The sequence below is a fragment of the Belliella calami genome (genome assembly GCF_022549695.1).
In the GTDB taxonomy this organism is placed as follows: domain Bacteria; phylum Bacteroidota; class Bacteroidia; order Cytophagales; family Cyclobacteriaceae; genus Belliella; species Belliella calami.
The window spans coordinates 1-14,629 of sequence record NZ_JAKZGS010000029.1; the positions used below are offsets into that span (position 1 = coordinate 1).

The 14,629-nt window shown below is 38.7% G+C and carries 3 protein-coding genes; 2 read left to right on the forward strand and 1 reads right to left on the reverse strand.

Annotation, left to right across the window (positions count from 1 at the left end; translation table 11 throughout):
- Positions 1-803 precede the first annotated feature (803 nt).
- Entirely contained in the window at positions 804-1,910 is a 1,107-nt protein-coding gene (locus MM236_RS19225; RefSeq protein ID WP_241276628.1) for a hypothetical protein, read from the reverse strand.
- 769 nt (positions 1,911-2,679) lie between these two features.
- On the opposite strand from MM236_RS19225, the gene MM236_RS19230 reads away from it, so the two are divergent.
- Complete coding sequence (locus MM236_RS19230; protein ID WP_241276629.1) at positions 2,680-9,168, forward strand: polyketide synthase; 6,489 nt, start codon at positions 2,680-2,682, stop codon at positions 9,166-9,168.
- Positions 9,169-9,407: 239 nt separating this feature from the next.
- Positions 9,408-14,603 (forward strand): non-ribosomal peptide synthetase, encoded by a 5,196-nt coding sequence (locus tag MM236_RS19235; protein WP_241276630.1) that lies wholly within the window; start codon positions 9,408-9,410, stop codon positions 14,601-14,603.
- The last annotated feature ends 26 nt before the right edge of the window (positions 14,604-14,629 follow it).

Below are 14,629 nucleotides of genomic sequence, written 5' to 3' on the forward strand. Positions count from 1 at the left end.
CGGACAAACATGCTTAAAAGTAATCAAAATTACCTCTGGGACACCCAAATTCAAAATCAAAAAACTATAAAACATTACCCGTCAGAACCTTACGATTAAATGGGACTGACGACTGTCGAAGTCAGGAGAAACAAGAGAATTGTTTAATTGCAAAAGAGGTTATTTTAAGATACCCTAACCTGTAGATTTATTAAAGGACCATCTGTTTCGGGTGGTCTTTTTTCTTTTCCGTCTTTTTTAATCTATAATGTATGTATCCCCTTTTTTGCACGTAGCCAAGCAATAGAATGTTTGATGGACGATTTGAGGTTCTGTTGGCTGTTGTCCTGTGACGAGAATTTGCAACACAAAAAACCCCTTCTTAGCCAGCATGCAACATTTCTGATATTCTTGATTTATGATAGTATACCGGTTTTTCCAAATACCTTAGATATTATAGAATCGATGAATAGCATTGCGTTTTTTGTACTGTATTCAATATTTATCCTTTGAAACTAGCCATATGATATTGGTGAGATAAAATAGGTGTTGATAATCAGCAATGATACCAGAAGATGGATTTTTATATGAAATCACATGGAAAATTGTCAACTGTGGAAGCTAAATTCAAGCAAAAAAATAATTAAAAACAGAGGGTACACCTCTTGATATTCATTGTTTCAACCTAGCTGGAGTGTGAAGTGTTGGATAGTTCTTGTTGCCTATATGGAACCTCTAACAAGGTTTCGCATTAAGGCAGGTGTGTATGTTTTCTATCCAGACTTAGTTACACTCCAGCTGGCTGCTTCAAATGGTCTATTGACCTAATTTTTCTTTTCTTCAAAGAAGTTTGATATCCTTTTGGTAAAAGATCCACAAACTGCATTGCAAGTTGTCGTGACCAATACCGTTTCACTATTTACTTGATTAATTGAAGATATGAATCCACCTTCGAGCTTTGAGTTGTTGAGTTCAGTGAGGCTTAGCCGATTTGTACCTACGTTTACCAAATAGATTTTATCATTGTTGAATCCGATTATCTGATCATTTATTGTAGTTAGCTGCAAATTGGCAAAAACTGGATCAATCGGGAATTTATTTGCTATTTGTCTTTGAGTGCCATTTTTGTTGGATTTGTATAAGGTGATCTCTTGATTGGTATTGTGGGTGCCAAAAGAATACATTTCATCTTTCAGGATTACAGTTTTATAAGAGTTGTAAGATCCAATTCTGGTAGTTTCGCCTTGATCACTGATTTGGAGTACTTCCCCCGCTATATTTATGATGAAATAATCCTCAAATGACACTATCTGGTAAATCTGATCATAATAGTCAATGACTTGTGGCTTGATTGACACTATATTTATTACTGTAAGCTCTTGCCCATTGAGACTTGTCTGGATAAGGAAGAAACTTGGGTTGTTTTCTGCAATGCCTTCTTGGGAGGTTCTGTAAGGGACCAGTACAGCTCCACTGCCTGATATGCCCAATGCTTCACTTTGCCACCTTGGAATATCCTCAAAACCCGTAAAAGAAGCATCATAAGATCTGGGATCAATTTTTACAAAACTAGACTCCTGTAAGTTGGACAGCGGTGCAATGTAGATGTCTGTTTCCGTTCTACTTGCCAAAATTTTGGAAGATATCGGAAGTTTGTACCAGCCAGGTCTTGATATAAATTTCTCAAATATGAATGGATTATTTTCGACGTTTAACTGTACATCATTGTATATTGAATTGTAGCCCATCAGAATAAGCTTGCCATCGATCATCGCTCCGTTTATTATTCCATCAAAGACACTGCTGGACTGTGCCCATTCTGTCTGTTGAATGTTTGGATTGATATTCTCACCATCTTCTTTACTGCAAGAAAATGAAATATAACCTAATATAAGGATATATATGATGATTTTAATTTGTGTTTTACCCATTACCCTTAGCTTTTAAATAATTAAAAATAAACTTAACATATAAAAAAATGTATTTCAAACAATATTGGTTTTATTTTAAATAATAATTTTATTTGACTTCCTTCTTCCTTGTTTAGAGTCTTGTAAAGTCTCTCCAATAAAGGAATTTCTTTATTCCAGAATTTAGTTTTATGATTATACGCTTCTTTACCAGTAGCTTTAATTCCAAGGTTGATTGCATGCTTATGTTCAATATCTATGAGTATCTAATATCAATTAATATCGGATCTATGCTAAATCAGGCTTTTTTTAGTTAGTGGCAAAGTTCCGTATATCCGTATTTAGTTTTTCACGAGATGAAGATCAGCATACAGATGGTTTCTTTACACCATTATTTAGAAAGTAGCAGGTAGCCAAAAAAGTAAATTGCCTTTTGCATTTTCCTAATTACTCCAATTCCTATAATTAAAATACGTGTTGATTTTTCACATAGATACAGTCCGAGTATTCAGTTTTGACTGTCTACTTTTGCAGTATTGCTACACTGCCTGATATCGTTTCGAGTTCTCAAATTAATTCAAGTAATTTTCATGCTTTAATAAGTTTAATTTTTATTGCTAACTACATCTTAGAGTCAATATTTTAACTCATAAAAAAAGAATTTTAAATACATAAATTTGTATCTTAAATAAAATAACCTAACTTTGATTGAAGTTTTAGGTTTGGGTATTTTTAAATTAAATGCAGTATGGTGTGTTTGAAAAGCAAAATTCATTCTTTTTTTGAAAAGATGGCTACTCTTAGTCCTGAGAGTATAGCTGTGGTCTATAATGGTGAAAAAATCACCTATAGCAAATTGAATGAAGAATCGGATTTGTTAAGGAATTATATCCTCTCAAATCATGCCAATGAAAAGATTATTGGAATCAGTACCTCCAAAAATATTCATACTATTACTGGCATGCTTGCCATTCTCAAAGCTGGTAAAGCTTATTTGCCTTTAGACTTAGATTCTCCCTTAGAGAGGACTTCTTCGATGATAGCTATTGCTGATGTCAAATCTTGCATTTCGCCACAATCGGAGTTTGATGGCATGGCAAGATTTGGCTTGTCCAATATTTCCTTGACCGAAAGGGGAAAAACCCAAATTGCGATTTCTAATCTTGACACTGATTTGGCAGTAATCTTATTTACTTCTGGATCCACTGGTGAACCTAAAGGTGTAGAAATCAGCCATCAGGGAATCAGTGAGTTGATCTCGTATCAGCTTGAGAAGATTGGTGACTTGAGTGACGAACATATTTTACAATTTGGATACCTTGGATTTGATGCGTCTATTTTGGAAATATTTGTTGCTTTGTCCTCTGGTCGCACTATCCATCTCATTGATGAAATCAATAGATTGGATCCTAGGTTTTTATTGGATTATATCTGCAAATATAGCATCAGTCGAATTTTTCTTCCTTATGTCTCCCTGCAGTACTTTGCCAACGAGGTGGTAAAATCAGGTCTGTACCCAGCTTCATTGAAAGAAATAGCTACAGGTGGTGAGTTACTCAAAATCACTCCAAACATAAAAAAATGCTTTCAAAAACTTCCAAATGCAAGGTTGAAAAACATGTATGGTCCCACCGAAGCGAGTGTCTTGGTGACAGAGCATGTTCTAGATAAAGATCCTGAAAAATGGGAAGAGATCCCAAATATCGGTTCTGCTATCGCTGATTGTAGGCTATATGTTTTGGACGAAAACTATAATAAATGTAAGGAAGGTGAATTTGGCGAATTGTACATCATGGGTAACTGCCTGGCCAAAGGGTATATCAATAGAGAGGCTTTGACTGCTGAGAGATTCATCAACCTATCAACCATTGATCCGGATTTTGATATTGCCTATAAGACAGGTGATGTCGTTTCTTTTGATTCTAAAGGTTCATTCCATTTCAAAGGTAGAGTGGATGATCAGGTAAAGATTAGGGGCAACAGGGTAGAGCTTGGTGAAGTTGAACTGAATATCAATATGAATCATCTCGTGGATCAGGCTGTAGTGAAATTGGACTTCGATGCGTCTGGACAAAAAATGATCGTTGGGTATGTACAATTCCATCAGAAAAATCCCGACAATATAGGATCTTTGAAAGCTTTCCTGAAAAATAGTCTGCCGGATTATATGATCCCTGATTTTATCGTGGAAATGGATGTTTTCAACAAAACCGCTTCCGGAAAGATCGACAAAAAATCCCTGCCCAAACCCCAGCAGATTAGAATGGAGGTTCCTCTGGAATTTGTGAATCCTAATAATGATTTTGAAAGAGATGTTTGTAGGATTTTTGCAACTGTCCTCCAATATGACATTATCGGAATGACTGACAATTTCTTCGAATTTGGAGGGAATTCGCTCAAAGCACAGAAGTTGATCACACTATTAGGAGAAAAGATACAGGTACACGTACCTATCATCAAATTGTATCAGCATCCTACCGTGCAGGATTTTGTTGTGAATGTATGTTTTGATGGCTCGGAACAGCCTCTAAAACAAACAGATAAAAGTCCCAAGAATAATAACGCTCCGACAAAAGATGTCGCTGTCATTGGTGTGGTGGGGAGATTCCCTGGTGCAAATGATACCAAAGAACTATGGGATATACTTAAGTCAAACAAAGAAACAATAAGGGTTTTTGATGAAGCGGATATGGATAATTCCATCGATCGATCCCTTCTGAACAATCCATTTTATGTAAGAGCTAGAGGTGTTGTTGAAGGTTTGGATATGTTTGATGCTTCATTTTTTGGGTTAAATAAAAACCTGGCAGAGATGATGGATCCACAGCAGCGCGTGTTTTTGGAAGTTGCATATGAACTCCTCGAAAGTTCTGGATATAGAATTGACAGCAAGGCATTGCACATAGGTGTTTTTGCGGGGATAAGTTCAAATACTTATTTCACAAACAATCTGCTTACGCATCCAGAAAAGATCAAAGATTTGGGTGACTTCCAAGTAAGTGCACTCAATGAGAAGGACTTCATAGCTTCACGTACGTCCTATCACCTTAATTTGACAGGTCCCGCTGTCAGTGTCTATTCAGCTTGTTCTACATCCCTTTTGGCAATTGTACAAGCTGTAGAAAGCATACGTCTGGGAAATTGTGAAATGGCAATAGCTGGAGGTGCAAGCGTCAAAAGTCCTATGATTAGTGGTCATCTGTATGAAGAAGGTGCTGCCTATAGCAAGGATGGTCATTGCAAATCCTTTGATGCTGATGCAAAAGGTACTGTATTCAGTGACGGTGCTGGCGTGGTCTTATTAAAGGAGATCGATGCTGCTAAGAGGGATGGAGATAATATCCTCGCTATCATAAAGGGAGTTGGTGTCAACAATGACGGTGGAAATAAGGGTAGCTTTAGTGCTCCAAGCGTAGAAGGTCAGGCTATTGCTATCCGCACGGCTATCCAAGATGCAGGAATCAGTGCAGACCAGATCTCTTTTATAGAAGCTCATGGCACAGGCACTCCTCTTGGTGATCCCATTGAGATCGAAGGGCTCAAGTTAGCTTTTGGAAATGTAGAACAAAAAGGTTACTGTGCCATTGGAAGTATCAAAAGCAATATGGGCCACCTGAATGCTGCTTCGGGTGTTTCAGGATTTATTAAAGCTGTTTTGTCCATTCAAAACAAACAAATGGCTCCAGTACATGGATTCCAAAGGCTCAATCCTAATATTGATATTGCTGAATCTCCTTTTTTTATCAATGAACAATTGAGAAGCTTCCCTGAGGACAAAAAGTTGTTTGGTGGAGTTAGTTCTTTTGGTGTTGGCGGAACAAATGTGCATGTGATTCTCGGCGAACCAGACTCTGTTATGCTTCTGGCCAAATCGGAAAAGGACTATGATCATTACTTGATCAATTGGTCAGCCAAGTCAGAGAGATCTCTAAAGCTTTTTGCAGGTAAAATATTGGCTTTTCTGTCGGACAATCCTGATGTTTTACTAAAAGATATCGCTGCCACTTTGCAGCTATCCCGCCATTCTTATTCCAAAAAGGCTTTTCTGATTGTGAAAGATAAAATAGATCTTAAAGAGAAGTTGCAGAAAATAGTCACTTTTGGCTTGGAAAGCCAAAATACTACTTCAGTCAAAGACTTTGCTTTTATATTTACTGGTCAAGGCGCCCAATACCTAAATATGGGAAGGTCTTTGTATGATAGTTTTGAGACTTACAAGAATGCAATTGATGACTGCATCAAGATTATCAATCCTATCATGGGGATGGATTTTGGTAAGGTGATTTTTCCGGATAACAATAGCCCCGAAGCAAATAGCCTTTTAAGAAATACCAAATTTACTCAGCCAGCTATTTTTATCACTGAATATGCATTGGGTAAGTTATGGATTGAGTTGGGAGTCGCTCCTTTGGTTTTGTGTGGACATAGCATAGGAGAGTTTAATGCAGCTGTTTTTGCAGATGTAATGACTCTGGAAGACGCTATTGGGTTAGTTTGCCGACGAGGACAACTTATGAGTGAGCTTCCAGTAGGTGCCATGCTTGCTGTCAGAGCTAAGCCTGATACGCTTATCGGAAGTTTGCCTATTGGAGTTTCCCTCGCGGCCATCAATACCCCAGGGGCATGTGTAGTAGCTGGAGAGCCAGAGCGTATCAAGGAGTTTGCCTTGAAGCTACAGCTAGAGGGTGTTCAGTCAAGGATGTTGCAGACAAGCCATGCCTTTCATTCTCATATGATGGCTCCAGCAGTGGATTTGTTTGAAAAGGAATTTGAGAAAATCACCCTCAATAGACCGAGATTGCCAATCGTATCTACAGCCACGGGCGCTTTACTCAAGGATGAAGAGGCAGTCAATCCAAAATATTGGGCAAACCAGATTCTTAGTCCAGTATTGTTTTCGGATGCTATTTTATCGATAGAGGAAACTGGCGCTTTCAATTTTCTGGAGGTAGGCCCCGGAAATGTCCTAAGTTCGCTTGTGAGACAGCATAATTTGAACAGCAAGCCTTTGATTGTCAGTAGTGTTTCGCAGACTGATGAGGTGCAGACTGAGTTCGAGACATTTTTGCTTGCGGTTGCCAAGATTTGGAGCGCTGGAGCAAAGGTGGATTTTAGTAAATTCTATAATAATCCTCAGCCGCTTTATGATTTTCCTACATATGCTTTTGATAAGCAAAGATTTTGGCTTGAACCCAATCAAAAAAATCACGAAAGAAATCCGACTCATGGACAGACATCACTTCAAAATATTAATATCGAAAAAATAAATACAAATACTGCAATGGAATCTAAAGATACTTTTTCACAAAAAATCCAAGAAATAATCTTGAATGCTACTGGAGTCCAAATGCCTGACGAAAACACTACTTTTTCCGAAATGGGCTTGGACTCATTGATCCTCACACAGCTGGGGGCAAAGTTTAGAAATGAGTTTGGTATCCAGTTGACATTTAGGCAACTCAACGAGGATTTGCAAAATGTGGGCAAGATTGTAGCCTATGTAAAGGAAAATATTTCCGAAAATGATAGGGCAAGGTATATTATCCCAGCTTCACAAAATGAAAGTTCACAGCCATCCTATTTCCAAGCTGCTTTACCCTCAGTTCAGTCGCAAGTGACAAATTCGCATTTGCCAGCCGCTGCTGTAGATCATTCTGGTCAAAACATGATGATCAACCTGATTGCTCAGCAAATGGAGTTACTTTCTAGGCAATTGAGCCAAATTCAGCAGCAATCTACTCCAATTGCCACTACTATTCCACCTGTCGCTGGCATCACTCAGGCTACTCAAGAGGTAGCACCGCCGGTGGCTCTTTCGAATAATCCCAAAATTCAGCTTACAGAGGCTGAGCAAACTGAACTCAAAAAGCCTTTTGGGGCTATTGCAAGAATCCAAAAGAAGGATGTAGAATTGAACGACATCCAAAAAAAGTTCATTGAGGATCATTCAAAAAGATACATGAATGCCACCAAATCTTCCAAAGCCTATACTCAGGAGCATAGATCATATATGGCAGACCCTAGAGTCGTGTCGGGGTTCAAGCCAAGCCTCAAAGAGATGATTTATTCTCCTGTCGTAAACAAGTCTTTAGGAAGCAAACTTTGGGATATCGATGGCAATGAATACTTAGATGTTCTCAATGGCTTCGGATCGATTATTTTTGGTCATAGGCCAGATTTCATCAATGAGCGACTCAAAGAACAACTGGAAAATGGCTATGAAATTGGTCCTCAGCATCCATTATCGGGAAAGATTTGTAAACTAATCTGTGAAATGACTGATCATGACAGAGCGGCACTTTGCAATACAGGATCGGAGGCAGTCATGGGGGCGATGAGAATTGCTAGAACAGTCACCGACAAAAGATTGATCGTGTCCTTTAACGGATCATACCATGGGATTTTTGATGAGGCTATTGTAAGAGGAGTACAAAACAAGAGTGTGTTTCCTGCTGCAAGTGGGATTATGGAAGAATCAGTTCAGAATATGTTAGTGCTTGATTATGGGACAGATGAAAGCTTAAGAATTATTCAGGAAAGAATAGGTGAAATCGCCGCTGTCTTGGTAGAGCCAGTACAGAGTAGAAGGCCTGAATTTAGACCTGTGGAGTTTTTGAAAAAAGTCCGAGAAATCACTTCCAAGTCTGGATCAGCTTTGATTTTTGACGAAGTCATCACTGGCTTTAGAATGCATCCTAAAGGCGCTCAAGGAATCTTCAAAATCAAAGCTGATATATGCACATATGGCAAAGTGATCGGTGGTGGCTTGCCTATCGGTGCCATCGGTGGGACGAGAAGGTTTATGGATGCTTTGGATGGAGGTCATTGGGAATATGGGGATGCCTCTTTACCTGAGATCGGTGTAACCTATTTCGCAGGTACATTTGTAAGACATCCTTTGGCATTGGTATCTTCTCTTGCAGCTTTGGAGTTCATGAAAAATGATGCTGGTAAGATGCAATATGAGCTTACAATGAAGACTGATCAGCTTGCAGAAGAACTCAATGCTTTCTTTGTTCAGCAAAAACTTCCATTTGAGATTGTGCATTTTGGATCGTTGTGGAAATTCAAGCCTAAGTATGAAATAAATCATACTGAGCTTATATTTTCCCTAATGAGGGAAAGAGGTATTCATATTTATGATGGTTTTCCTTGTTTTATGACCACAGCACATACAGCGCTAGATCTTGAAAAAATCTCCCAGACATTCAAAAACAGTGTTTTGGATTTGATGGATGCAGGATTTTTTATGGAGCATAGAATCTTGGAAAATGTTTGATCAATGAATTATGGATGTCCGCTTTCATGTATGTAGCCAAACAAAAGATTCTCCGTTGAGAGATTCGGGTATCTGTTGTCGTGATCTGTGATCTACGCCACGGCAACTTGTTGAAGAGTATCCGAAACATTTAAAGTCTTTTTTACTTAACATGCAACATTGCGGAAATACATCTATTCATATAATGAAAAGAAAAAGGGAGTAACAAAAATTTTGGATTATAGAAAAACTTTTAGAAAATGGAAGGGTTGAGCGAATTTACAGGGATTAGGACTTTTCATACAAGTGAGTCTCAAAAAGAGATATGGCTAAGCTGTGTGATTGGTGGAGACGATGCGAACAGAGCATACAATGAGTCTATCAGTATCGAATTGAAAGGTTATTTGGATTTTACTAGTCTGAAGAAAGCAATTTTTGAGGTTCAGGAAAGACACGACATCCTCAAAAGCACTTTCTCTTCTGATGGACAAAGCATCAATATTGTAGGACTAAATAGACAGATTGAGGTTGTCCAACTATTTGGTTTGGATCATGAAATCCAAATCGAAATGGTCAATGAGATTTTGGAAAAACAAGCATTGCTCTTGTTTAATCTGGAGTCTGGCCCTCTCACACATATTACTTTGGTCAAAAAGTCCCCTGAAGAAAACGTTCTGATATTCACTGCCCACCATTTGATCTGTGATGGCTGGTCCACAGGGGTCTTTTTGAGGGAATTGTCAAGGCTTTATAATTTCTATTATCAAGGATATGGCATACCCTTGGAAGCAGCCCCGTCCTATTGGGAATTTGCGGATTTTGAGAAAAATTTTCACCAATCATCACAGTATTCAAAAAACATTGAGTTCTGGAAAAAGGAATTGGGTACCAATCCCAATACGCTCAAATTGGTCACTGATTTTGAGAGATCTGAGAGCAGGTCTTTCAATGGGAGGAGATTGGACCAAACTATCGATATCCATGTAGCAGAAAAACTTAAAGGGCTAGCCAAGGAGTTGGGGGTTAGTTTTTTCAATTTGTTACTCTCAGCTTTTGAGCTACTAATGGCCAAATCTGCAAATCAAAGCAATTTCATCATTGGTCTTCCCGCAGCAGGTCAAGTCGCTGCCGAACAATTTAATCTCATTGGACATTGTGTCAATCTATTGCCTGTTCCCGTTTCAGTTGATTTAAGCTTGAGTTTTTCTGACTATGTCAAAAAAAGAAAAAATAAACTCAGTGATATTCTAGACCATCAGCAAATTACTTTTGGGACTTTGATCAAAGAACTTAGGATCGCCAGAAAAGCAAATGAAATCCCTCTAGTCCCTGTGGTTTTCAATGTGGACCTAGGGATGGATGATGAGATCTCTTTCTTGGGACTTGACTTTCATATTCATACCAATCCTAGAAAGTTTGAAAATTTTGAAATTTTCCTTAATCTTTTCGAGAGCAAATCTTCTTTTATACTCGAATGGTCTTATAATCCAGACTTGTTTACAGCTTCTTCTATTCAATCGTGGTCAGATGAATTTCAATTAATCCTAGCAGCGATTCTAGAAGACTCTTCGCAGACCCTACATGACTTGTTGCGTTTTCCAAAACAGCAATCTTCCATTGAAACACCTATTACCAATGATCAACTCAAAGGATTCACCTCAGTTGTGCATCTGATAGAGGAAAGTGTGGAGTTGCATGCTGACAAAGTTGCCGTTATATTCAAAGATAGACCTTTGACATACCAAAAACTCAATTCCCTTTCCAATAGACTTGCAAGAATGCTCCATATTAATGGAGTAAAAAAAGGCGATAAGGTAGGTTTGATCATGGAGAGATCTGAGAAAATGATTGTTTCTATTTTGGCTATCCTGAAGGCTGGAGCTGCATACTTGCCTATCGATACAGACTACCCGATATCAAGAATCAGTTTTACTTTGGAGGATGCTGGAGCCAAGCTGGCGTTGATTGACAAAAAAAATTCAGAAAAATTCAAACATCATTTTGAGGCGATTGACTATGAAGAGGCCATCTTTCAGGCGGAACATAAAGAGGATAGCAATTTGATGATCGATTTTGAAGAAAATGATCCTGCTTATATCATCTACACTTCAGGTTCTACTGGTCAGCCAAAAGGGGTAATCTTAGATCATGGCAACTTGTACAGCTTTTTAATGAATGTAAGTGAGAAGCCTGGAATAGACAGCAGTGACGTGCTTTTGGCTGTCACTTCCAATTCTTTTGATATCTCCATCATGGAGCTCCTTCTTCCATACGTACATGGAGCCCAAAGTTTCTTGTTGGATAATTTTGAAAGAAGGGATCCTAAAAAAATACTGGAAGTCATTCAAAAAAACAATATCACCACCATGTTCGCAACCCCATCTCACTGGAAAATGATGCTCGACACTGGATGGAGTAATCGCTTTTCGAAACTGAATATCATCAGCGGGGGAGAGGCATTGGAGGTTCACCTAGCCGACAGGTTGGTCGATAGGTGCAAAGCCCTTTGGAATATCTATGGCCCGACAGAGACAACGGTATTCTCTACAATAAAGCAAATTGAAACCAAAGGAATACCTATTTCTATTGGCAAACCCATCAGAGGGACAAATATCTATATCTTGGACGAAAATGGAAATCCACTCACTACAGGTCAGACTGGTGAAATGTATATTTCAGGACAAGGTGTTGGGCAGGGGTATATCAATCGGCCTGCTCTGAACAAAGAAAAGTTTTTGGTTGATCCCTTTGTTGAAAATGCTTCTCTCAGGATGTTTAGAACCGGCGACTTGGGAAGATATGATTCCAAAGGTGAGCTTTTCTGCCATGGAAGAATTGATCAGCAAGTGAAGTTCAGAGGCTTTAGAATCGAACTCGATGAAATCTCAAGTAAGCTGGTAGCTAGAGATGAGGTAGCTGATGCCATTGTTGATGTCAAGGAGGTCAATGGAGAAAAATCTCTAGTGGCATATATGATTTCTCAAAAGCATGATCCAAAATTTGCGTTTGACAGCTGGAAAGAAAAGTGGGACAATGTTTATGAAGAAGGACAAAAGGAGATTGACCTTCAAGCTGACCAAAATGGTGATTTGGATTATATAATCGCCAGTGTGATCGGCAACGAAAAAGACTTTGAGCTGGAGGCTTCAGAATGGAAAGCACAATCGATCAAAAGGCTGAATGAAATTGGAGCCAAAAAGATATTGGAAGTTGGTTCTGGTGCTGGTCAGATTGCATTTGAATTGATCGATGGGGCAGAGCATTATATTGCGACTGATTTTGCTACCACTGCCATCGACAACCTCCGCAAAAAGATTGCAAAAATGCCACATCTGGGAAATAGGCTGGAAGCTAAAGTTTCTGCAGCTGACGATTTTTCATTCGTACCAAACAATTCCCTAGATCTGGTAATCATACATAGTGTAGCACAGTATTTCCCAAGTTCTGCTTATCTTTTGACAACTATCAAAAACAGTATTGATGCGCTCACTGATGGTGGTTGCCTTTTTATTGGTGATATGCAGGGAGCTGCTACTTTGGGAATGTATCATGCTTTTGATCAGTTGAGAAATGTAAAGTCTAGGGTCAGTCTAAAGGACTTTAGGGAAATTGTGGATAGAAGAGTCGCAATCGAAGACGAATTGACTGCTGACCCTCAATTTTTTTATGAGCTGATCAAATCTATTCCTCAAATTACTGCTGTTGACATTCAATATAGGGAAGGGTCTGTACTGAATGAGACTACCAAGTACCATTACGATGTATGGATATTCAAGGGAGGTCCCAAATCGAATGTAAATACTGAGGTGTCCCATAAATGGAACCAAGGTGTCGATGCGGATAATTTGGTAGCCATACTTCAGGGAGCTGCCCAAAAGGTAGTACGTATAGAAAATGTTCCAAACGCCAGAACTGCAGAAGATTTTGACTTTTTTCAATTTATCCAATCTAGTGATGGTAATCTATCAATTCAAGAGTATAGGCAAAATGGAAGAGCAATCAGCCAAGGGGTAAATCCAGATTGGTTTAGAATATTGGGTGAGCAAAATGGATTCAAAACCTTCGTCAGGCCACAGTCAGATGGTTTGGACAATCTTTTGGATGTTTATTTTGTACCGAAAACACAGGTACACAAGGACTCATTGCCTGCAATAATTGCTGTCAATGAAAGCGCTAGCCTATCAAGCCTTGCCCGTGAGCCATTTTGCCAACATGTCCAACTCAATACTGCTGAGATCAAAAAACATCTTGAAGGATCACTTCCAAGTTTTATGGTTCCTTCATACTTTGTAGAGCTTTCGAATTTTCCTCTTTCCCAAAACGGTAAAGTACAAAAGCAGCTTTTACCGATACCAGAGATTGGGATGACAGTAAAGCATACAAGTGATAATATAGCTTATCAATTGAGCCAAGAGGAGCAAGTCATTGCTGAAATATGGAGCAAAGCTTTGGGGATGAGTCATGTGGGGCCTCATGATGACTTTTTTGAGCTCGGTGGACATTCTCTTTTGGCAGTGAAAGTAATGTCTCAGATCGATGCTAAGTTTGGGATTAGGGTTCCTATTTCTACCTTATTTCATTATCCTACCATAGCTTCATTGGCAAACAAACTTTTTGATCAACACACTTCTAAGGAATGGTCTTGCATCGTGCCTATCAAAACAACGGGGTCCAAAAAACCACTTTTCATCGTGCATGGAGCAGGCTTGAATGTCATGCCATTCCATAGTTTGGCTAACGTGATAGAATCAGATCAGCCGATCTATGGAATTCAGGCAAAGGGACTAAACGGGACTGATAAGCCATTTGATTGCATCAAGGAAATGGCGGAATATTATGTTGTACAACTGCTGGATGCTCAACCTAAAGCCAATATTGAGCTTGCAGGATATTCATTTGGTGGAGTCATAGCTTTCGAAATGGCCAGAATTCTCAGGGAAAAGCATGGCATATTGCTAGACAAAGTTATAATGATAGAAGCTTATGCCGATCAGGCTAATTTCTACAAGGATGGTGTTGATAGGTTTCTTACCAAATCAAGAATCTTTTTTGAAAAACGTTATTTTAACTTTAAAATCCTTCTTAAAAGTCCAAAGATTTATAAGGAAGAAAAAATTCATTATTACGTCCAAAACCTTAAAAACTTGGCTAACGCTATATTTGGGACTAAAAATGAATCCGATCAAGAAGATTCATTGATGAAGACCATCAGGGCTATTGAAGGGTTTCATGCATTGGCTAGGAATAATTACAGCATTCAACCGCTTGATGTCAAAGTGGCTTTGCTAAAGACTAAAAACCAGTACCATTGGCTCCAAGATTTTCAATCCTATGGCTGGAAAGACTATGCCAGGGAAGTGGTCTGTGAAGAGATTCAAGGAAATCATAATATGATATTTGAACCTGAAAATATTCAAATACTCGCAGAAGGGTTGGAAAAGATAATCAGAAAATAAATTGGATAAAGCGTAATAGCGAAGTT

Coding starts and splice junctions, on each gene's coding strand:
- MM236_RS19235 (WP_241276630.1), top strand. CDS start 9,408: ATGGAAGGGTTGAGCGAATTTACAGGGATTAGGACTTTTCATACAAGT.
- MM236_RS19225 (WP_241276628.1), bottom strand. CDS start 1,910: ATGGGTAAAACACAAATTAAAATCATCATATATATCCTTATATTAGGT.
- MM236_RS19230 (WP_241276629.1), top strand. CDS start 2,680: ATGGCTACTCTTAGTCCTGAGAGTATAGCTGTGGTCTATAATGGTGAA.